The organism is Marinobacter sp. EhC06, assembly GCF_001650915.1.
GTDB lineage: Bacteria > Pseudomonadota > Gammaproteobacteria > Pseudomonadales > Oleiphilaceae > Marinobacter.
In genome coordinates, this window is record NZ_LXYO01000001.1 from 88,656 (window position 1) to 110,230 (window position 21,575).

The 21,575-nt window shown below is 57.2% G+C and carries 14 protein-coding genes and 4 tRNA genes; 5 read left to right on the forward strand and 13 right to left on the reverse strand.

What is annotated here, in order from left to right:
• Positions 1-14: 14 nt before the first annotated feature.
• A complete protein-coding gene (gene pgl, locus A8B84_RS00360; RefSeq protein WP_082905043.1) occupies positions 15-728 on the reverse strand; it encodes a 6-phosphogluconolactonase in 714 nt (237 codons plus the stop codon).
• Positions 721-2,196 (reverse strand): glucose-6-phosphate dehydrogenase, encoded by a 1,476-nt coding sequence (gene zwf / locus A8B84_RS00365; RefSeq protein ID WP_064228921.1) that lies wholly within the window; start codon positions 2,194-2,196, stop codon positions 721-723. The genes pgl and zwf overlap by 8 nt, the downstream gene beginning before the upstream one ends.
• Before the next feature lie 211 nt (positions 2,197-2,407).
• Between zwf and A8B84_RS00370 the strand changes: the two genes are divergently transcribed.
• The 4 genes from A8B84_RS00370 (at position 2,408) to A8B84_RS00385 (ending at position 8,767) form a co-directional block, all read left to right on the forward strand.
• On the forward strand, positions 2,408-3,280 hold the full coding sequence (locus A8B84_RS00370; RefSeq protein ID WP_064228920.1) for a MurR/RpiR family transcriptional regulator: 873 nt from the start codon (positions 2,408-2,410) through the stop codon (positions 3,278-3,280).
• A gap of 275 nt (positions 3,281-3,555) precedes the next feature.
• A complete protein-coding gene (locus tag A8B84_RS00375; RefSeq protein ID WP_227512766.1) occupies positions 3,556-4,884 on the forward strand; it encodes a carbohydrate porin in 1,329 nt (442 codons plus the stop codon).
• A gap of 217 nt (positions 4,885-5,101) precedes the next feature.
• Positions 5,102-8,266, forward strand: coding sequence for a pullulanase-type alpha-1,6-glucosidase (gene pulA, locus A8B84_RS00380; RefSeq protein ID WP_064228918.1), 3,165 nt, complete (start codon positions 5,102-5,104; stop codon positions 8,264-8,266).
• Positions 8,267-8,338: 72 nt separating this feature from the next.
• Positions 8,339-8,767, forward strand: a complete 429-nt coding sequence (locus A8B84_RS00385; RefSeq protein ID WP_082905029.1) for a hypothetical protein — start codon at positions 8,339-8,341, stop codon at positions 8,765-8,767.
• Between the two features lie 79 nt (positions 8,768-8,846).
• Here the strand turns inward: A8B84_RS00385 and A8B84_RS00390 are convergent, their stop codons facing one another.
• The 10 genes from A8B84_RS00390 to A8B84_RS00435 form a co-directional block, all read right to left on the reverse strand.
• On the reverse strand, positions 8,847-10,691 hold the full coding sequence (locus tag A8B84_RS00390; RefSeq protein WP_064228917.1) for a SurA N-terminal domain-containing protein: 1,845 nt from the start codon (positions 10,689-10,691) through the stop codon (positions 8,847-8,849).
• Positions 10,692-10,847: 156 nt separating this feature from the next.
• On the reverse strand, positions 10,848-11,120 hold the full coding sequence (locus tag A8B84_RS00395) for an HU family DNA-binding protein (protein ID WP_008174603.1): 273 nt from the start codon (positions 11,118-11,120) through the stop codon (positions 10,848-10,850).
• Between the two features lie 238 nt (positions 11,121-11,358).
• Positions 11,359-13,776, reverse strand: a complete 2,418-nt coding sequence (lon, locus tag A8B84_RS00400) for an endopeptidase La (RefSeq protein WP_064228916.1) — start codon at positions 13,774-13,776, stop codon at positions 11,359-11,361.
• A gap of 161 nt (positions 13,777-13,937) precedes the next feature.
• Complete coding sequence (clpX, locus tag A8B84_RS00405) at positions 13,938-15,221, reverse strand: ATP-dependent Clp protease ATP-binding subunit ClpX (protein WP_064228915.1); 1,284 nt, start codon at positions 15,219-15,221, stop codon at positions 13,938-13,940.
• A gap of 76 nt (positions 15,222-15,297) precedes the next feature.
• Entirely contained in the window at positions 15,298-15,933 is a 636-nt protein-coding gene (gene clpP, locus A8B84_RS00410; protein ID WP_064228914.1) for an ATP-dependent Clp endopeptidase proteolytic subunit ClpP, read from the reverse strand.
• Between the two features lie 172 nt (positions 15,934-16,105).
• Positions 16,106-17,410, reverse strand: a complete 1,305-nt coding sequence (gene tig, locus A8B84_RS00415) for a trigger factor (protein WP_064228913.1) — start codon at positions 17,408-17,410, stop codon at positions 16,106-16,108.
• Between the two features lie 223 nt (positions 17,411-17,633).
• A tRNA-Leu gene (locus A8B84_RS00420) sits at positions 17,634-17,718 on the reverse strand.
• Positions 17,719-17,797: 79 nt separating this feature from the next.
• Positions 17,798-17,873: transfer RNA gene (locus tag A8B84_RS00425), tRNA-His, on the reverse strand.
• A gap of 75 nt (positions 17,874-17,948) precedes the next feature.
• Positions 17,949-18,025: transfer RNA gene (locus A8B84_RS00430), tRNA-Arg, on the reverse strand.
• A 32-nt stretch (positions 18,026-18,057) separates the two neighbouring features.
• Positions 18,058-18,134: transfer RNA gene (locus A8B84_RS00435), tRNA-Pro, on the reverse strand.
• A 223-nt stretch (positions 18,135-18,357) separates the two neighbouring features.
• Between A8B84_RS00435 and folD the strand changes: the two genes are divergently transcribed.
• Positions 18,358-19,215, forward strand: coding sequence for a bifunctional methylenetetrahydrofolate dehydrogenase/methenyltetrahydrofolate cyclohydrolase FolD (gene folD, locus A8B84_RS00440; RefSeq protein WP_064228912.1), 858 nt, complete (start codon positions 18,358-18,360; stop codon positions 19,213-19,215).
• Between the two features lie 138 nt (positions 19,216-19,353).
• On the opposite strand, the gene A8B84_RS00445 is transcribed toward folD, so the two are convergent.
• Entirely contained in the window at positions 19,354-21,534 is a 2,181-nt protein-coding gene (locus tag A8B84_RS00445; protein ID WP_064228911.1) for a malate synthase G, read from the reverse strand.
• Positions 21,535-21,575: the final 41 nt, after the last annotated feature.

Below are 21,575 nucleotides of genomic sequence, written 5' to 3' on the forward strand. Positions count from 1 at the left end.
AAAGATCGGGCGTTTCAGGGGCTCCAGAACACCTGGAGGCCAGGCTTCAGGAAAGCTCTGATGGGCATTTCGAGCACCTTGTCCGGTTCGGACATGGCCCGCTCGAGTGTCTGCAGCTTGTCCTCGCCCTTGAGATGCAAGGCGGTGAAGCGGGCATCTCTCAGGGGTGGCCATGTCAGGGTGATGCGTTTCTGGGGTTGCGACGCGGGCGTGGCGGCCGCAACGATTTCCTGACACTCCGGATTCATGGCGCCCTCCAGCTCCGGTGCGTCCGGGAACAGCGACGCCGTGTGGCCGTCGTTGCCCATGCCCAGAATCAGCACGTCGATGGGCAGAGCCAGATCCGCCAGCTCGGCCTTCACCCGCTCAAGGCCCTCGGCAGGCGTGGCGCCGGGCTGTTTGAGGGACAGGAAGCGGGCCGACGCAGCTTTGTTCTGCAGCAGATGCTCGCGAACCAGGCGGGTATTGCTGGCGTCGTCGGTTTCATCCACCCAACGTTCATCCGCCAGCAGCACGTCTACCCTGCTCCATTCCAGATCCTTGCCGGAAAGCGCTTTGAAAAATGGCAGCGGCGTGGAGCCGCCGGATACCACCAGGCTCGCCCTGGGCGCCTCTCTAAGGCGGGCATCCAGGAACCCGGCGACCGCATCCGCAAGATTCAGGGCCACTTTCTCTGGCGTTTCACCTGAACGGCCGCTAACTCCCTCGGGCAAGCGAAGATCAGACATCTTCATACCAGCTCCTTCCGTCCCGGGTAATCATGGCAATGGAGGCGACCGGCCCCCAGGTTCCAGCGGCATACCGCTTGGGCGGCTCGCCGCTGTCTTTCCAGTTCTGGATAACCTGATCTACCCAGCGCCAAGCATATTCCACCTCATCCCGGCGGACAAACAGGTACTGGTTGCCCTTCATCACCTCCCACAGCAGACGCTCGTAAGCGTCGGGAATACGATCAGTGGCAAACGTCTCCGAAAACGTCAGCTCCAGCGGGCCCTGGCGCAGGCGCATGCCCTTGTCCAGACCCTGGTCCTTGGTGAGGATTTTCAGGGCCATACCTTCATCCGGCTGAAGACGGATGATGAGTTTGTTGTTGGCCAGGTGCTTCTGGTCCGGATCAAAGATGTAGTGCGGCGCCGGCTTGAAGTGAATAATAATCTGCGACAGCTTCTCCGGCAGGCGTTTGCCTGTGCGGATGTAAAAAGGAACACCGGACCAGCGCCAGTTGTCGATCTCGGCCTTGAGCGCCACGAAGGTTTCGGTGGCACTGCCCTTGTTCGCACCCTCTTCTTCGAGATAACCGGGAACCGGTTTGCCGTTACTGGTGCCGGCGGTGTACTGACCACGCACAACGTAGCTGTCCATCATGTCCGGAGTAATCTGCTTCAGCGCCTTGAGCACTTTTACCTTTTCATCCCGAATGCTGTCCGCGGACAAATCCGAAGGCGGGTCCATGGCGATCAGACACAGCAGCTGCAACAGGTGGTTCTGGATCATGTCGCGAATCTGGCCGGCCTTGTCGAAATAACCCCACCGGCCCTCAATGCCAACACTTTCAGCAACGGTAATTTCCACGTGTGAGATGTGGTTCTGGTCCCATTGGGAGGCAAACAGGTTGTTGGCAAAACGCAGAGCGATCAGGTTCTGAACGGTTTCCTTGCCCAGGTAATGATCAATCCGGAACAGCTGGTTCTCGTTGTAGACCTCGCCCAGCTCGTCGTTGATCACCTTCGACGACTCCAGATCGTGACCGATCGGTTTTTCTACTACCACCCGCGTCTTCTCGGTACAGCAACTGGCGGAGCGCAGGTTTCGGGCTATGACGCCATACATGGACGGCGGGGTTGCCATATAAACAATAAGCTCATTGTTCGCGTCATCACGCCACTCGTTGAGCACACCGAAAGCGTCCGGTTCGTTAAAATCCAGAATCTGGTAATCAACCCGCTTCAGAAAGGACTTGGCCAGTTCAGCATCGAACTCTTCTGGCTTTACATGCTGCTTCAGCTTGTCAAACAACTGCTGGCGCACGGTCTCGGTATCCGCCTCTGTGCGGGCAATAGCCAGCACCCGGCTACCGTCGGCCAGGAGGTTGGCGCGCTCCAGCTGGTACAGGGCCGGAAACAGTTTTCGCTGGGCAAGGTCACCCAACGCTCCGAATAGCATGAGGTCACAACGGGTATTAATCTTGTTGACCATTGGTTCCTTCTCTCTGGTGGGCAGCCCGTCGCAAAAACTCGATGACAGGCATCAATGTAGTAATTTTAAACAAATAATGACATCCAAAAATCAATTTTCCAAGAAAAAACTGCGTTTCGTGATACTTTTACTACCCCAAAACCGGTAAAAAAGCGGTATAATCACCGCATTTTCAAGACAACGACCGCCCATGATTCAGGGAGTACCATTGATGGCCGCGAACCAGGCGCACCGTGACGACAATCTGCTTGAGGACATCCAGTCCAGGCTGGAGACCCTTAACAAATCCGAGCGGAAAGTGGCTGAGGCCATTCTCCGCGACCCAAGCGCGGCCACCCGTTACAGCATAGCTGCCCTGGCCAGAGCCGCCGACGTCAGCGAGCCAACGGTTAACCGTTTCTGCCGGGGTTTCTCGGCCACAGGCTTCCCGGATTTCAAGATCCGCCTTGCCCAGAGCATCGCCACCGGCACCCCCTATATCGGCCAGAACGTCGAGCCTGACGACACCGTTGCCGAATTCGCCGACAAGATCATGCTCAGTACCATTGCCAGCCTGGACAAGGCCCGGCAGGCGCTCGACCCGAAAGCCCTGGCCACTGCGATCGATTACCTGATCCAGGCAAAACAGATCAACTTCTTTGGTATGGGCGGCTCTGCTGCTGTGGCGATGGACGCCCAGCACAAGTTCTTTCGCTTCAATATCCCGGTCATGTCTTACGACGACGCTTTGATGCAGCGCATGGTTGCGGCCGGCGCCAACGTGGGTGATGTCATCGTGCTCATCTCCTATACAGGCCGCACCCGGGAAACCGTGGATATCGCCCAACTGGCGCGGGCCAACGGTGCTACTGTGATTGGCATCACCAACCCCGACTCACCCCTGGCAGAAAGCTGCACGGTGGTGCTGGGCGTGACCGCTCCGGAGGACACCGAGGTCTATATGCCAATGTCCTCACGCATCATTCACCTGAGCGTTATCGACATCCTGGCAACCGGCGTAACCCTGAAACGCGGCGCTGACTTCCTCGGGCACCTCAAGAAGATCAAGGAAAGCCTCAAGCCCACCCGCTTCCCGCCGAACTGAAAGCAACCACAGGAAAGGTAGCAAAGCGAATAACAGAGGGGCTCATCCTCCTACGCCCCTCCTCCCCCTGAAAACTCACCCCCCAAATTCTTTGGGGCGGATGATGTACTAACCACTACGTTACAACACTATGAAATCCGGTTTCCCAATGTCTGATTGGCAGAAGCTGCAATCGCGGGAACCGGAAGCCTGATCCGGCCATGGCTGAACCATAACCGGCAACCGGAGATTCCGCTTCCCTGACATTTAAAAAAGACAAAAAGCACAGGACACAGATGATGCAAAATAAAAAGCGCTTTACTGCAAACAAGCTTCCCCTGGCTGCAGCAATCACCGCCGCAGTCCTGGCAACGCCAGCCGTTGCCGTTGACTTCCACGGTTATGCCCGGGCAGGCGTGTCCACGAACATTGGCAGCGGTGGCGAGCAAACCTGTTTTGGCAGCGGCTCCACCGGCCACTACGTTGGTCGTCTGGCCGATGAATGCGACACCTACTCTGAACTGGCACTTGGCGACGAACTATTCAGCCAGGACGGCAAAACCTTCCGGTTTGATTCCATGCTGGCCTACAGCGCCAACCGCCAGGGCAACGACTACCAGGCCCTGAACGGCTTCAACAACATCAACAACGTGGATTTTGGCAATCAGGAAACCACCTCGAACAGCTCCGACCCCTACGGCGGGGGTGACATTGCGCTTCGCCAGCTCTATGTCTCCGCCAACAACGTGATTGAATCACTGCCCGGCGCTACCCTCTGGGCCGGTAAGCGCTTCTACAAGCGGAAGGACATCCACCAGCTGGACCTGTTCTACGTCAGTAACGCCGGTTACGGTGCCGGTATCGAGAACATCACCGCAGGCTCCGGCCAACTCTCTCTGGCCTATACCAACTCCGATACCAGTGATGGTGACAACTTTGTTCAGAACAACAAAGTCGACGTGCGCTACTCCTTCCCTCTGGCAGGCGGTAACAACCTGGAGTTGATCGGCATCTACGCCATGGCCGACCTGACCGACGCCCAGGAAGACGCCGGCGTAAATGATGAGAACGGCTACTTCTTCACCGCTGAATTCTCGTCCGGCGTGATGGGCGGCTTCAACAAATTTGCGGTTCAGTACGGCGCTGACTCCATGGGCTTCGCCCTGGCGGAGAATGCCAGTGGTGGCCGGGTGGACAACGGCAACGTGGCCGGCTACTTCGAATCCAGCTGGCGCGTGCTCAACCACGGTGTGATCAAGCTGGGCAAAGGCTGGGATCTCGGCCACTCCGTTGTCTACGAGCAGGCCGAGTCTCATGACCCGTCCGCCAAAGACGGCGAACGCCTGAGCATTGTTGCGCGCCCGATCTACAACTGGTCGCCAGTGATGAGCACCGCAATCGAAGTGGGCTACAGCGACACCGACCGCCCCTGGTTCACCGAATCCCAGGACCTCGGTAAATTCGCGATCGCCCAGCAGTGGCAAGCAGGCCCCGGATACTGGGCGCGCCCGGTTATCCGTGCCTACGCCGCAACCTTCTTTGGTGACGAAGCCGAAGGAGCTCGCGGTGGTGAAGGTGTCGATGGAGATATCCAGATCGGCGCCCAGATCGAAGCCTGGTGGTAAGGCTCTAAAACCCACACTCTCGTTGGACCTCCTCTGGGCCGGCTTTTGCCGGCCCCTTTTTTTGCCTGCTGAACCGTTTCTACTACCCCAGCACCATTCCATCTACGCCCCGAAAAATTGCCCGCCGAAGGATGTTCTTCCGGCTTTATCACGCAACTATGAAACTGACCCGAAAGGGTTCAAAGCCAAACAAAAACAATGGAAAAGGGGATTTCCCATGCCTGAGCAAAAACTGGTTGCAGGCAGCCTGGCACTGGCGTTTTCGCTGGCGCTGGCCGGCTGCAATTCCGGAAGCGACAGCCCTGCGCCGGATGACGGCACCGGTGGTGGCGGCCAGACCGACACACTGCTGGAGCCGGGTGAAAACGAAGCACTGCTCTATTACAAACGACCTGACGAAAACTACAGCGGCTGGGGCCTGCATCTCTGGAACAACCCCGCAGATGGCTGCGACGGCCTTGCCGAGGGGGTTCCAACAGAATGGAGCAGCCCACGATTGCCCGATGGTGTCAGCGACACTTACGGAGCCTGGTACCTGATCCCGATGCGCGAAGCCGGAGAGTGCATGAACTTCATCATGCACAAGGGCGATGAAAAAGATCTGGGCGGCCTTGATCACCGCTGGCACTTCGGCTCCCTCGGCGACCGAATTTTTACCCTCAGCGGCAGCCAGGAATTGTCACAAAACCCGAATGAGGCAGAGGCCGTAACCATCGCCGGGTTCAAGGCTCACTGGCTCGATGAAACCACGGTTGTGATCAAGGACGCAGGTAGCCTAGCCCGGGTTGAACTACGGCACGACCAGAATGCGCAAATCAATGTTACCGAAAGCGAAACGCTCAACGGGGGACAGTCCCTGGCACTATCGGCAACGTCCCTTGCTCCTGCCCTTGCGGAAAAATTCCCGCACCTGAGTGACTGGCCGGCCTTTGAGGTTCAGGCAGGCAACTCGGACATCAAAGCGGCCCTCAAAGGCCAACTAGTGGCCGCCGGCTTCAACAGTAGTGACGATCTGGTCATGGCGACCGGCGTCCAGATTCCGGGGGTGCTGGACGATCTGTTTGCCTATAACGGGGAGCTGGGTGCCGTGGTAAACGGCGCAGACGTAGACTTCGCCGTCTGGGCGCCCACCGCACGGTCTCTGCGTCTGCACGTTTTCGACGATTCTGGCACTCTGCTTACAGGCTACCCGGTCAGCATGACTGAAACCGATGGTGTCTGGACCCACAGCGGAAGTTTTGGGGACCTCGATCAGCAGTTCTACCAGTACGAGGTGACTGTCTACCACCCAAGAACAGGCGCCATCGAAACCACCATGGTTTCAGATCCCTACGCGCTCAGCCTCTCAACCAACGGCGAGTATGCCCAGGTTGTGGATCTGGAGAGCAACCACAAACCGGCTGGCTGGGATTCTCTGTCAACACCGGCCATGCTGGCGCCGGAGGATGTGGTTGTCTATGAGACCCACATTCGTGATTTCAGCGCCACCGATGAAACCCTGGATCCGGCATTGAGGGGCAAATACCGTGCATTCACCGCACCCGCAGACGGTAGCGTCGACAGCGTCGCACACCTGAAATCCCTGGCCGATGCCGGCGTCACCCACCTCCACCTGCTTCCCGCTTTCGATATTGCCACCGTCAACGAGGACCCCACCGCGGTGGTCGACATCAGTGACGACTTCGGCCGTCTTTGCGATCTTTCCGACGATACTGCCAGCGCCTATCAGTCATATTGCGCCAGTGGCAAAACGATTCGTCAGGTGCTGGCTGAATTTGATCCGCTGACCGGCGACGCCCAGGCTCTGTACAACACCTTCCGGGACCTGGACAGCTTCAACTGGGGGTACGACCCGGTACACTTCACCGTTCCTGAGGGCAGCTATGCCTCCGATGCGGACGGCACCCAGCGTATTCTGGAGTTCCGGGAAATGGTGCAGGCGGCGACAGCACTCGGCCTGAACGTGGTCATGGATGTGGTCTACAACCACACCAACTCATCCGGGCTTGCCGAGAATTCCGTACTGGACAAGCTGGTCCCGGGGTATTACCACCGCCAGAATCCGGAAACCGGAGCGGTGGAACAATCCACCTGCTGCGAGAATACCGCCAGCGAACACGCCATGATGGAAAAGCTCATGGTGGACTCACTGGTGACCTGGGCGGACCATTACAAGATCTCCGGTTTCCGCTTCGACCTCATGGGCCACCATATGCTCAGCAATATGGAAAAAGCCCTTGCAGCGGTAAAGGCAGTTGATCCGGACACCTACTTCTACGGGGAGGCCTGGAACTTCGGCGAAGTGGCCAATAATGCCCGGGGCCAAAACGCCATCCAGTCGAATATGGCAGGCACCGGCATCGGCTCTTTCAACGACCGGCTCCGGGATGCCGTCCGTGGCGGTGGCCCATTTGACGGCGGCGATGCCATACGCGCCAACCAGGGCTTTGGCAATGGGCTCTTCACCTTACCGAACGATCGCAACAGTGGCAGCGAAGACGAGAAAAACCGCCTGCTGCAGCTCAGCGACTGGGTGCGCATCGGTATTGCCGGCAGCCTGAAGGATTTCAGCTTTGAGACGGCCAACGGCGAGATTCTGAGTGGCGCCCAGATTGATTACAACGGGCAGAATGCCGGCTACACCGACGATCCCCAGGAAATCATCAACTACGTCTCGAAGCACGACAACCAGACCCTGTGGGACAACAACCAGTACAAGGCAGATTATGCCGCGACCACTATGGAGCGGGCACAGATGCAGGTGATCAGCCTGGCCGTACCCATCCTCAGCCAGGGCATCCCATTCCTGCATATGGGTTCGGAGTTGCTGCGCTCAAAATCCATGGAACGGGACAGCTACGACTCCGGCGACTGGTACAACGAAGTGGACTTCAGTTACCAGAGCTCCGCCTGGAATCGGGGTCTGCCACGCCAGGACAAGGACGGCTCGAACTGGGACCTCATCAGCGAAGTGATTCAGTCCGCAGGAGCCGGTGCAGCGCCAACGCCTCAAGCGATTGCCTACACCAACGAACAGGTCGGTGAGCTTCTGACCGTGCGCAGGGACAGCCCGCTGTTCCGCCTGCAGACGGCCGAGGCTATCCAGAATCGGCTGCACTTCCTGAATACAGGCACCGGGCAGATTCCAGGAGTAATCGGTTACAGCCTGCTGGATGACACCAGCAACGACCTTGCAGATCTGGATGCCGCCAACGACGAGATTGTTGTTGTGATCAATGCCAGCAATACCACCCAGACTCTAAGTACGGCGCTGACCGGCACCTTTGCTGTCTTGGCGGACACCTCGCCAACCAGCACGGCCAGCGCGTCGGGCGGCGATTTCTCCGTTCCCGCACTGTCCGTTGGCGTCTTTGCCCGCTGACCGGCGGGTACTGGGACCACCAAACAGCCACCGGGCCACCCGGTGGCTTCTACAAAAAGAAGGAGAACACCCATGAACATGAAACTCCACACTCTCGCCCTGGCTTCCGTTCTGGCCGTCACCGGTTGCGCGACGACCGGGGGCGAGCGAGACTACAGTGACTCGCTGTATCTCAGAGGCCAGTTTGCCTGGTGGGATGCACTGCCAGAGTACAAAGTGAAGAAGGTCGACAGCGGGCTGTACCGGACTGAAGTGGAACTGAAAGCGGACGGTCAGCCCTACGAATTCAAGTTTGGCGATGCCAACTGGAGCAGTGGCACCAATTGTGGCTATCTCTCAGAGGCCGACGACAAGGTGGTTGAGCTGGACAAGCCGGTAAACGCTAACTGTTCCGCCGTGTTCGAGAACTTCCGTTTCACACCACCGGAGTCGGCGGTCTATGGCTTCTATTTTGACACCTCCGGCGAAGTGCCACAGGTCTATATCAAGAAGGCCGAATAACAGAAAAGCCCGGGCATTCGCACCGGGCTTTTCATCTCTCGCGGGGCGCCATTCGGCGCCCTTTTTTATGGAGCAGACATCAGGGTCTCTCGACTTCCGCCCGGTTCCTCAGGAACTGCTGGTAGGCGGCGTATTCACGCTGCCCTTCAAGCGACGCCAGGAACTCACGGAGCTGGTTCAGCTCAGTGCTTTCTTCGGCCACCTGACCGTCGGTGACCTCATCCAACGCGATCACAGCAGCTGAATTGGCCGTAACAGCCTTGCCGAAACGGGTGTTATCCGCAGGACGGGGCAGAGAAAAGACCTGTTGCAAAATGGCAGGCCCAACATCCGAGGAGTTCCTGGCAAGCCCTTCATAGCTCGACCATTCACCAATACCCTCAGGGGTATCGCCCGCTTCAAGGTCAGCGATAATCATATCGGCCCTTTCAGAGAGAGCCTCACGTGTCTTGCGCTGCTCAAGTGTGGTTCGGATCTGACCACGAACCTCGTCCAGCGGCAGCTGTTCGGCCTCATGGTACTCCCGAACCCGCGCGACAACGGACACGTTGTCACCGACATCAATCAACTCGGTATTGTAGCCCGCCTCCAGAACATCCTCGGAGAACAGCTGCCGAACCAGGCCGGCATGATCAAACGGAGCCTGACCACCTTCGCGGGTAATGCCGGTGGCCTCACGCACCTCCAGACCGAGCTCTTCCGCAGGGCCGGCCAGATCATCGGCTGCATAGGCAGAGTCGGCGAGCTCGGCACGAACTTCCGCAAAACGCTCCCTGGCCTGTTCACGAGCCAGCTCACGACGCAGTTGCTCTTCCATTTCGGCCAGAGACGGCACCTCTGACTCCCTCACATCTTCCAGGCGGATCAGATGGACACCAAATGACGTACGAACCGGCTCGGAAATTTCCCCCTCTTCAAGGGCAAATAACGCTTCCTCGAAAGCCTCGGCATAGATTCCCCTGCCGGCATAACCCAGATCGCCGCCTTCCTCAGCGGAGACGGTATCGATCGAATACTCCCGGGCCAGATCGGCAAAGGACTCACCGGCCGCCAGGCGCTCCTGGATAGTCGCCATGGTCTCGTCCGCATCGCTGCCCTCTTCGATCAGGATATGAGCCGCACGACGCTCCTCGCTCGCCAGATCAGCCGACCGCTGCTCGTAATAGGCCTGAAGCTCCGCATCGTCAATTTCAATGCTCTCGGCAAGGGCACCTTGGGACAGGGTGATATAGGCTGCATCGACCCGCTCCGGCTTCTGGAATGCCCCTGAATTCTCTTCATAGAAGGCTTCAATATCAGCCTCAGTAACCGAGATAGTGTCGGCCACTGCGCTGGCAGGAATATCCAGCACCCGGAAACTGCGGGTCTGATTCTGGATCTGGAGCAGTTGCTCGGCGTTCTCATCCGCCACCAGGCCACTCTGGACGATGCCTGCACGGATCTGGTTAACCACATACTGCTTGCGCATGGCTTCGCGGAATTCGCCGACACCCATGCCCATGTTGCGCACCGTGGAAACGAACCGGTCGCGGTTAAACTGTCCGTCCACCTGGAACTGCGGCATCTGGGTAATCAACGCATCGATATCGGTATCATTGAGTTCCAGACCCTGGGCATTGGCATCCTGGATCAGGACCTGCTCCTGGATCAGGGAATCCAGTACATCCGTGCGGATCTGGTCTTCGTTAAGCATGGAAGGATCGGGAGTTTCCATTCTGGATAGCCTGCGCTGGCTCTCCATCTGCACCACGCGGAGAAACTCCCGCTCGGTAATATCCTCGCCATTGACCGTTGCCACTTCAGGCTCGCCGGAGAAGCCGCCAACAATGGCGTCCATTCCCCAGATGGATAGCGACACAATCAGAAGACCAATGATGATCTTGGCAATCGTGCCCTGGGCATTTTCCCGAATATCTTGAAGCATGTTTCTCCCGGATCCCTGTTCAAGGTCGTGCAGTGTTATTCGTTTGAGCGCGCTGTTACGGGCGGACTTAACGTAAAAAGGCGCACCCGGTCTGGAATGCGCCTTGAATTCTTCTTGGGTGGCTCCCTGTGACAGGAGCCACCGGAGAAAGAACCGTTACTTAACGGCGTCTTTCAGGGCCTTGCCTGCTTTGAACCCAGGCACTTTGGAGGCCGGAATCTTGATCTCGGCACCAGTCTGCGGGTTACGACCGGTACGAGCAGCACGCTCTTTAACGGAGAAGGTACCAAAACCGATCAGAGTTACCTGATCGCCTTTTTTCAGGGCACCGGTGATGGAGTTGGTCATTGCGTCCAGAGCACGGCCAGCGGCGGCTTTGGAGATATCTGCGGACTCTGCAATTGCATCGATAAGTTCGGACTTGTTCACACTAAACCCCTTCGATTTCAGGTTGAAGATGTTATAGGTTGGTTTGTTTTTTCTCGGACGTTCTCGACTATCGCATAAGCGGTCAGAGAATTCCATTCTTCAGTTTTCTTATTCCTTTCGGCTTTATACCGGCATTCGGAATAGGCACTAACTGCGCGGGAGCCCTTGGTATTGGCTGCTTCACGGCGAAACAGTTATACCAATGGGCTCTCAGGCATGTCAACAACTCATCAAGGCTTTAATGTGTATTTATGCGTTCTGACGCGTCACCTTCTTCATCACGCGGCTTACCAGACCCGGTTTCCGGGGATGAATCTTCCGCCCTGGGCTCGGGCGGATAAGCCAGCGCAATATCCAGCACTTCGTCAATCCACTTCACCGGGCGAATCTCCAGCGATTCCTTGATATTCTCCGGTATCTCCTTGAGATCCCGGACATTTTCATCCGGAATAATCACCGTCTTGATGCCACCCCGGTGCGCCGCCAGCAGCTTTTCCTTCAAGCCGCCGATGGCCAGTACACGCCCGCGCAGGGTAATCTCACCGGTCATTGCCACGTCGGCGCGAACCGGAATCTTGGTCAGTGAAGAAACCAGCGCCGTGCACATGCCGATACCGGCACTCGGGCCGTCTTTCGGTGTTGCACCTTCCGGTACGTGGACGTGCAGATCGTGTTTCTCGTGGAAATCATCCGCAATACCCAGTCCGGGTGCACGACTGCGTACCACTGTCAGGGCCGTCTGGATGGACTCCTGCATCACATCACCCAGGGAACCGGTTTTGACTACCCGGCCCTTGCCCGGTGTGAGTGCACATTCAATGTGCAGCAGTTCGCCGCCAACCTGGGTCCAGGCCAGACCCGTAACCTGACCGATCTCGTTCTTTTCCTCGGCGAGGCCGTACTTGAATTTCTTGACCCCTGAGTAGTCTTCAAGCATGTCCTGACTCAGGGTCACAGACGCCTTCTCGCCACTCTCCACGTGGTCGCGTACCACCTTACGGCAGATCTTCGCAATCTCGCGCTCCAGGCCACGCACACCGGCTTCACGGGTGTAGTATCGGATCAGGTCCCGGAGGGTATCCTCGGGCAGCTTCAATTCGTCCTTGCGCAGCCCGTTTGCCTTGATCTGCTTGGGCAACAGATACCGCAGGGCAATGTTGACCTTCTCGTCCTCCGTGTACCCGGGAATCCGGATAATTTCCATCCGGTCCAGCAGCGCCGGCGGAATGTCCATGGAGTTCGAGGTGCACACGAACATCACATCGGAGAGATCGTAATCCACTTCCAGGTAGTGATCGTTGAATGTGTGATTCTGCTCCGGATCCAGAACCTCAAGCAGCGCTGATGCCGGATCACCGCGGTGATCCATACCCATCTTGTCGATTTCATCGAACAGGAACAGCGGGTTTTTCACGCCCACCTTGGACAACTTCTGCAGAAGCTTGCCCGGCAGCGCACCGATGTAGGTTTTCCGGTGACCACGGATCTCGGCTTCATCCCGAACGCCACCCAGGGCCATGCGAGTGTACTTCCGGTTGGTGGCACGGGCGATGGACTGCCCGAGCGACGTTTTACCAACGCCAGGAGGCCCAACCAGGCAAAGCACCGGACCCTTGACCTTCTTCACACGGCTCTGAACCGCAAGGTATTCCAGAATGCGCTTCTTGACCTCATCCAGGCCGTAATGATCCCTGTCGAGGATTTCGCGGGCTTTCTCGATGTCGTGACGGACACGGCTGCGCTTCTTCCAGGGAATCGCCAGCATCCAGTCGATGTAGCCACGCACTACGGTAGCTTCCGCAGACATTGGCGACATCATCTTGAGCTTGTTCAGTTCGGTTTCGGTCTTCTTGCGGGCTTCTTCCGGCAGACCAGCTTCCTCAAGCTTCTGCTCAAGTTCCTCGAAGTCGTTGTTGCCTTCGCCCAGGTTACCCATCTCCTTCTGGATAGCCTTCATCTGCTCATTCAGATAGTACTCGCGCTGGCTACGCTCCATCTGCTTCTTAACGCGGCCACGAATACGCTTCTCGACCTCGATCAGGTCGATCTCGCCATCGAGCTTGCCCAGCAGCAGGTCCACGCGCTTGCGGATATCCAGCGCTTCAAGAAGCTCCTGCTTTTCGGGAATGCGCATTTCCAGATGCGCGGCCATGGTATCGGCCAGACGTTCCAGCTCCTCAATACCCGTGAGAGCATTGGAAACTTCGGAGGGCACCTTCTTGGACAGCTTTACGTACTTCTCGAACTCGTCCATCAAGGTCTTGACGAGCACTTCCTGCTCACGCTCAGGCAGCCCCTCTTCATCCATAAGGACAGCGCTACCGGACAGGTATTCGCCCTCAGTGATATCGCTGATAGTGGCGCGGGCATTACCTTCCACGAGCACCTTGACGGTGCCGTCGGGCAGGCGGAGCATTTGCAGGACCGTGGCCAGAGTGCCCATCTCGAACACATCCTTGGGACCAGGTTCATCGGTGGAAGCATCTTTCTGGGCTACCAGGAGGATTTCCTTGCTTCCTTCCATCGCGGCTTCAAGAGCCTGAATGGATTTTTCACGGCCCACGAACAGCGGGACCACCATGTGCGGAAACACCACCACGTCACGCAGCGGGAGCAGCGGGTATTCTTGCACGGCATTCTCGGGTATACGGGTCATTGGGAATCCTCTGACGGTATTTACTTCAGCATATCACCCTTCATTGGGGCGCCCGCAAAAATTGCAATATTTTTACCAAACGAAACAGGGCAGGAATATCGGGATACAAAACGCGAAAAGGGGCGTCACCGCCCCTTTTCATTTTAACCACTGAACAGCCTTCAATCCTCGGGCACAGCCTTGGCGTGATCACTGCTCGCGTAGATCTTGAAGGGCTCGGAGTCCCCGCTGATTACACTCTCGTCGATCACAACCTTGGTCACGTCATGCTCAGAAGGAATCTGGTACATGGTGTCCAGCAGCGTGGCTTCCATAATGGAACGCAAGCCCCGGGCGCCGGTCTTGCGCTCCATGGCCTTCCGGGCAACAGCCCGCAATGCGTCTTCCCGGAAATCAAGCTCAACCCCTTCCATATCGAACAGTTTCTGGTACTGCTTGGTCAGGGAGTTCTTGGGCTCGGTCAGAATCTGCACCAGCGCTTCCTCGTCCAGCTCGTTGAGAGTGGCAACTACCGGCAAACGACCCACGAACTCGGGGATCAGACCGTATTTCACCAGATCCTCGGTCTCCACGTCCTTGATGACATCGCCGGTGTTCTTGGCGTCGTCCTGACTGGCTACCGAAGCGGAGAAACCGATGCTGTTCTTTTCGGTACGCTCGCGAATGACCTTGTCGAGCCCGGCAAAGGCACCACCGCAGATGAACAGCATATTGCCGGTATCAACCTGCAGGAACTCCTGCTGCGGATGTTTGCGGCCACCCTGCGGCGGGACCGACGCAACGGTACCTTCAATCAGCTTCAACAACGCCTGCTGAACACCCTCACCGGAAACATCCCTGGTAATGGACGGGTTGTCTGACTTGCGGGAAATCTTGTCAATCTCGTCAATGTAAACAATTCCCCGCTGGGCCTTGTCGACATCGTAATCGCACTTCTGCAGAAGCTTCTGGATGATGTTCTCGACATCCTCACCCACGTAACCGGCTTCGGTCAGCGTGGTGGCATCGGCAATGGTGAAGGGCACATTCAGCATCCGCGCCAGGGTCTCTGCAAGCAGCGTCTTACCGCTACCCGTAGGACCGATCAGCAGGATGTTACTCTTGCCGAGTTCAACATCACCCTTGCCTTCACCATAACGAAGACGCTTGTAGTGGTTATAGACCGCAACCGACAACACCACCTTGGCGCGATCCTGACCAATGACGTATTCATCGAGAGTAGTGCGGATCTCGGCCGGTGTAGGAAGGCGATCGCTCGGCTCTTCCTGCGCATTCTCCTGGATTTCTTCCCGGATAATGTCGTTGCACAGGTCGACGCACTCGTCGCAGATGAACACCGAGGGCCCTGCAATGAGCTTTCGGACTTCATGCTGGCTCTTTCCACAAAACGAGCAGTAGAGCAACTTGCCGTTATCGTCGCCCCTGCCGTTTCTTTCATCTGCCATTGAAATACCTCTGATCTCGTTTTGCCGGCGTCACTGCCTGATACGCCGGCCAAGTATGATGCGATTACTTCCAGTATTATTTATTCGGTACGCGCTTATCAAGTATTGAATCAATCAGTCCATACTCTTTCGCCTGGCCCGGATCCATGAAGTAGTCACGGTCGGTATCCTTGGCGATCGTCTCCAGATCCTGCCCGGTGTGATGGGCCAGGATGGAGTTCAGCGTGTGCCGGATCTTCAGGATTTCCCGGGTGTGAATCTCGATGTCCGTTGCCTGCCCCTGGTAACCACCCAGCGGCTGATGAATCATCACGCGGGAGTTGGGCAGACAGGCCCGCTTTCCAGCGGCACCGCCGGCGAGTAAAAACGCGCCCATGCTGGCCGCCTGGCCGACGCACAGGGTCGCAACGTCCGGTTTGATGAACTGCATGGTGTCGTAGATGGACATGCCAGCAGTTACCGAGCCACCCGGGCTGTTGATGTACAAGTGAATATCCTTGTCCGGATTTTCAGACTCCAGGAACAGGAGCTGGGCCACGATCAGATTCGCCATGTGGTCCTCGACCGGGCCCACCATGAAGATCACCCGCTCTTTGAGCAGACGAGAATAAATGTCGAACGACCGTTCGCCGCGAGCTGTCTGCTCGATAACAATCGGTACCAGTCCGGAATTGGTAACCATTGCGGGACCATCGATTGGTTTCTGCGTCATGATGCGCCTGAACTCCTTATGGACAATGGGTCGTGGACTCGCGCCACGGCAGTTTCAGTAATGTTGCACCCCATACTTTGCCAGCAGCAGCCCCAGATGAAAACAGCCGGGCATGCCGGCTGTTCTCGGGGTCGGCCTTCGGGACCGGCTTTTACGCCGGACCCGGGCAAAATCAGCGCTGGGGCTGACCGGCCTGAACGGCCTCTTCGTACTTGACCTTCTTCTCTTTGACCTTGGCCTGCTCCAGCACATGGTCAACAACCGCATCTTCCAGGACAGAAGACTCAATCTGGGACTTCTGCTCCGGGTTGCTGTTGAAGTGCGCAACAACCTCTTCCGGCTGTTCATACGTAGACGCGATTTCCTGGATCTTTTCGTCTACCTTCGCCGGGTCGGCCTTCAGGTCGTTCTTCTTGACCACTTCCTGGAACAGCAGGCCGGTCTTCACACGGCGCTCAGCCTGCTCCTGGAAAATTTCTTTCGGCAGCTGCTGGAAATCAACCTGGCCACCGAAACGCTGAACGGCATCCTGACGCAGGCGATCGATTTCCTGATCAACCAGGGCAGCCGGAATATCCAGCTCGGTGGTTTCCAGCAGTCCGTCAACAACGTCGTTCTTGACCTTGTTGGAAACCGCCTGCTTGAGCTCGCGCTCCATGTTCTTTTTGACTTCTTCGCGGAAAGTCGCTTCATCTTCGGCATCGATACCGAACTTCTTGAAGAATTCGGTGTCGAGTTCCGGCAACTGCGGCTCTTCAACCTTGTGAATCTTGATCTCGAATTTGGCCGGTTTACCTGCCAGATCTTCGTTGTGGTAATCCTCCGGGAAGGTAACCTCGATTTCCATGTCTTCGCCAGCCTTACCACCAACGATAGCCTTCTCAAAGCCCGGAATCATCTGGCCGGAACCCAGAGTCAGACGGTGGCTTTCAGCGGCTCCGCCTTCGAATTCTTCACCGTCGATGAAACCTTTGAAGTCAATGGTCAGCACGTCCTTGTTCTTCGACTTGCGCTTGACTTCTTTCATGGTGGCCTGCTGACGACGCAGGTTGTCGATCATGTTGTCGACGTCTTTGTCGGTGATCTCGGAGGTCAGCTTTTCGACTGAAATCTTGCTCAGATCGCCCAATTCGATTTCCGGCAGCACTTCGAAGATAGCAACGAATTCCAGGTCTTTGCCCTCTTCCATGGTCTTCGGCTCAAACTTCGGCCAACCTGCCGGGTTGATATCCTGTTCCTGCAGTGCCTTGATGTAGTTGTCGCGCATAACCTCGCCAACGATTTCCTGGCGGACGCTGTCACCGAAACGACGTTTGACGACGCTCATGGGCACCTTACCCGGACGGAAACCGTTCAGGCGCACGGTACGCGCGGTTTCCTGCAGGCGTTTCTGGACCGCCTGGTCGATTTCCTGGGCGGGCACACCAATCGTCATGCGACGCTCGATGTTGGAGGTCGTTTCAACAGACACTTGCATGGAAGATCCTCAAATTACAGGTTCGGTATGTGAATGAAATTAAACCCAAAAGTCCGATTCCGGGGGAATTCCCGCAAAAGGACCGAAAATTAAAAGCCGGTAGTTTATCATGCTTTGCACCGCCGAGAGAATCACCCTGCTGTGCAGTTTGATATCACTTAAAAACACGGCTGGTAAATCGGGTAAAAAAAGAGATGGGGACGAAACAGAAAAAAGAAAGGGGTGGTGCGCGAGGAGAGACTCGAACTCTCACGGGTTGCCCCACTGGAACCTAAATCCAGCGCGTCTACCAGTTCCGCCACTCGCGCACAACAGAATGAAGAATGCCCGATGGCCAGAGTGCCATCAATCTATTCAACAAACGCGGAATCAACTCTTAAAGAAAAGTGGGGTGGACGAAGGGGTTCGAACCCTCGACCGCAGGAGTCACAATCCTGAGCTCTACCAACTGAGCTACGTCCACCACATCGGGACATGCCTTTACTTTTCAACTTTGCTGGTTACGGTCGCTCCGGCGCGGACCAAGCCGACGACTTGATGGCGCGCCCGGCAGGACTCGAACCTGCGACCACCCGCTTAGAAGGCGGGTGCTCTATCCAGCTGAGCTACGGGCGCTTGACCGTTCGCCCACCTGAACATCCAGAAAATGGTCGGGGTAGAGAGATTCGAACTCCCGACATCCTGCTCCCAAAGCAGGCGCGCTACCAGACTGCGCTATACCCCGTTTGAACTGAACAACAAGTGCCTCAGCAAAGTTGGCGCGCATATTACCGGCGCCGGAGGGTTCCGTCAACACGGATTTCCAAATTCCCTGAAACAACAGGCTCTTCAGTGACAAAGCACATTGACGAAAGTTCCGCTGAGCCCCCACCCAATTGGAGTTCCGGCGGAAGCATGAGACAATGCCCGGCCTCCAATTTACCGATGCCCAACCGACAAGACGAGACATGACCGCCAAACTGATCAACGGAAAAGAAATTGCCGGCGAAGTAAGACAGCAGGTCGCCGCCGGGGTAGAAGCACGCACACAGCAGGGGCTCCGGGCTCCGGGACTGGCCGTGGTGCTGGTCGGCAACGACCCCGCGTCCCATGTATACGTAGGCAACAAGCGGAAAGCCTGCGATGAAGCCGGAATCCTCTCCCTCTCATATGATCTGCCGGAAGACACCTCCCAGGAAGCGCTTGAGGCACTGATTGATGAGCTGAACGAAAACCCCACCGTGGACGGGATACTGGTGCAGCTTCCCTTGCCGGCTCACCTGGATGCAGATCCGATTCTGGTGAAAATCCGGCCAGATAAAGACGTTGATGGCTTCCACCCATACAACATCGGTCGCCTGATGCAGCGCAAACCCACCCTGCGCCCCTGCACACCGGCTGGCATCATTACCCTGCTCGACAGCATTGACACGCCCTACAAGGGCCAGCATGCCGTGATTGTCGGCGCATCCAACATTGTCGGGCGCCCCATGAGCATGGAATTGCTGCTCAAGGGCGCCACCATTACCGTCTGTCATCGATTCACACCGGATCTGGAGAAGTTTGTCCGGGAAGCCGACATCCTGGTCGCTGCCGTCGGAAAGCCCGGCCTGATCAAGGGCGATTGGGTAAAGCCGGGGGCAACCGTGATTGACGTGGGCATCAACCGGATGGAGGACGGGAAACTGCATGGCGATGTGGACTTCGCAGCCGCTTCTGAACGCGCCGCCTACATCACGCCGGTTCCCGGCGGTGTGGGGCCAATGACCATCGCGACCCTGCTGCAGAATACCCTGTACGCCGCAGACGTACTGCACAAGGACTGAGCTCAGGTGTTGGATTACGGCTTCGCCTAATCCAACCTACGGAAGGGAGCAGTCTGTCAGGTAGGTCGGATTAGGCGAAGCCGTAATCCGACAAGCCACAAAAAACCCCGCCGAAGCGGGGTTTTTTGTGCGCAGCGCTTACTGCCCGTACTTGGCTTTCGCCTTCAGACGGTAGGCGTGCAGCAGCGGCTCGGTGTAGCCGTTCGGCTGCTCCCGCCCCTTGAGAACCAGATCCAGCGCTGCCTGGAAGGCGACGCTGTCATCAAAGTTCCCGGCCATCGGGCGATACGCCGAATCGCCGGCGTTCTGCTTGTCGACCACCGCTGCCATACGCTTCATGGTCTCCATGATCTGATCTTCAGAGCAGATACCATGGTGCAGCCAGTTGGCCAGCAGCTGGGAGGCGATACGCAGAGTCGCACGGTCTTCCATCAGGCCGACATCATTAATGTCCGGTACCTTGGAGCAGCCAACGCCCTGGTCGATCCAGCGCACAACGTAACCGAGGATACCCTGGGCGTTGTTGTCCAACTCCTGCTGGATATCTTCGGCACTCAAGGAGGCCGGATCATCCATCACCGGCACCGTCAGGATATCTTCCAGCGCGGCACGGGTGCGGCTTTCCAGCTGCTTCTGGACGTCAGCCACGTTCACCTGATGGTAATGAGTGGCATGCAGCGTGGCCGCCGTGGGAGAAGGAACCCACGCAGTGTTGGCGCCCGCCTTCGGATGGCCGATTTTCGCCTCCAGCATGCCGGCCATCAGGTCAGGCATGGCCCACATACCCTTGCCGATCTGGGCAACACCACGGAAACCGGTTTCCAGGCCGATGTCCACGTTCCACTGTTCGTAGGCATTGATCCAGGTCGCCTGCTTCATCGGGCCTTTGCGGATGAACGGACCCAGCTCCATGGAGGTGTGGATCTCGTCGCCGGTGCGGTCCAGGAAGCCGGTGTTGATGAACACAGCGCGCTCTTTGGCAGCATGGATACAGGACTTCAGGTTAACCGTGGTGCGGCGCTCCTCGTCCATGATGCCCACTTTCAGGGTGAAGCGCGGCAGGCCCAGCGCATCTTCAACACGACCAAAGAATTCATTGGTGAACGCCACTTCTTCCGGACCGTGCATCTTCGGCTTCACAATGTACATGGAGCCTTTGGTGCTGTTCTGGAACTGGCCATTGCCCTTCATATCGTGAATGGCGATCAGCGAGGTGATCAGGCCGTCCATCAGGCCTTCCGGCACTTCGTTGCCGTCTTTCAGCAGAATGGCCGGGTTGGTCATCAGGTGGCCGACGTTACGGATAAACATCAGGCTGCGGCCTTTGAGGCTCAGCTCGCTGCCGTCCGGCGCGGTGTAGGTGCGGTCCGGATTCATCTTGCGGGTTAACTGCTCGCCACCTTTTTCGAAGGTTTCCTGCAGATCGCCCTTCATCAGACCCAGCCAATTACGGTAGGCCAGCGCCTTGTCGTCAGCGTCTACGGCGGCGACCGAATCTTCGCAGTCCATGATAGTGGTCAGTGCAGACTCCATCAGTACGTCTTTGACGTTGGCTCCGTCGTCTTTACCAATCGGGTGGCTGGCGTCAATCTGGATCTCGAAGTGCATGCCGTTCTTGACCAGCAGTACGCCGGTAGGCGCGTCAGCAGCACCGGTGTAGCCAACAAAGCCGGCTTCGTCTTTCAGGCCGGTGGACTCACCGTTCTGCAGCTTGACCACCAGCTTGCCGCCTTCAACCAGATACCTGGCAGCATCTTTATGGCTGCCAGAGGCCAATGGCGCTGAGCTGTCGAGCAGGTTGCGGGCCCATTCGATCACTTTGGCACCGCGAACCGGGTTGTAACCACGGCCTTTTTCAGCGCCGTCTTCCTCGGAAATCGCGTCGGTACCGTAGAGGGCATCGTACAGGCTACCCCAACGCGCGTTCGCCGCGTTAAGCGCGAAACGGGCATTCATGATCGGAACCACCAGCTGAGGGCCGGCCATGGTTGCCACTTCCGGGTCAACATTGGAGGTGGAGATCTTGAACTCGGAAGGCTCGTCAACCAGGTAACCGATGTCTTTCAGGAAAGACTTGTACCCGGCCATGTCCAGCTTCTGGCCCTTGTGGTCGCGGTTCCAGCTGTCCATTTTTTCCTGGATAGCATCACGCTTGGCCAGCAACTCACGGTTGCGTGGCGCCAGCTCGTTCACGATCTTGTCAAATTCTGCCCAGAATTTATCGGCATCGATTCCTGTGCCCGGGATCGCTTCGTTGTTCACGAAATCATACAGATTCTTTGCGACCTGAATGCCGCCGACTTGTACGCGTTCTGTCATCGTTGTCTGCCTCAGTGGGTTACGTTTCCCGACTCCCCCTT

Bases quoted from the DNA above. Each gene is read 5' to 3' on its own strand.
- pulA (WP_064228918.1), top strand. From the start codon at position 5,102: ATGCCTGAGCAAAAACTGGTTGCAGGCAGCCTGGCACTGGCGTTTTCG.
- A8B84_RS00385 (WP_082905029.1), top strand. From the start codon at position 8,339: ATGAACATGAAACTCCACACTCTCGCCCTGGCTTCCGTTCTGGCCGTC.
- clpX (WP_064228915.1), bottom strand. From the start codon at position 15,221: ATGGCAGATGAAAGAAACGGCAGGGGCGACGATAACGGCAAGTTGCTC.
- clpP (WP_064228914.1), bottom strand. From the start codon at position 15,933: ATGACGCAGAAACCAATCGATGGTCCCGCAATGGTTACCAATTCCGGA.
- A8B84_RS00390 (WP_064228917.1), bottom strand. From the start codon at position 10,691: ATGCTTCAAGATATTCGGGAAAATGCCCAGGGCACGATTGCCAAGATC.
- A8B84_RS00370 (WP_064228920.1), top strand. From the start codon at position 2,408: ATGGCCGCGAACCAGGCGCACCGTGACGACAATCTGCTTGAGGACATC.
- zwf (WP_064228921.1), bottom strand. From the start codon at position 2,196: ATGGTCAACAAGATTAATACCCGTTGTGACCTCATGCTATTCGGAGCG.
- tig (WP_064228913.1), bottom strand. From the start codon at position 17,410: ATGCAAGTGTCTGTTGAAACGACCTCCAACATCGAGCGTCGCATGACG.
- folD (WP_064228912.1), top strand. From the start codon at position 18,358: ATGACCGCCAAACTGATCAACGGAAAAGAAATTGCCGGCGAAGTAAGA.
- A8B84_RS00445 (WP_064228911.1), bottom strand. From the start codon at position 21,534: ATGACAGAACGCGTACAAGTCGGCGGCATTCAGGTCGCAAAGAATCTG.
- pgl (WP_082905043.1), bottom strand. From the start codon at position 728: ATGTCTGATCTTCGCTTGCCCGAGGGAGTTAGCGGCCGTTCAGGTGAA.
- A8B84_RS00375 (WP_227512766.1), top strand. From the start codon at position 3,556: ATGATGCAAAATAAAAAGCGCTTTACTGCAAACAAGCTTCCCCTGGCT.
- lon (WP_064228916.1), bottom strand. From the start codon at position 13,776: ATGACCCGTATACCCGAGAATGCCGTGCAAGAATACCCGCTGCTCCCG.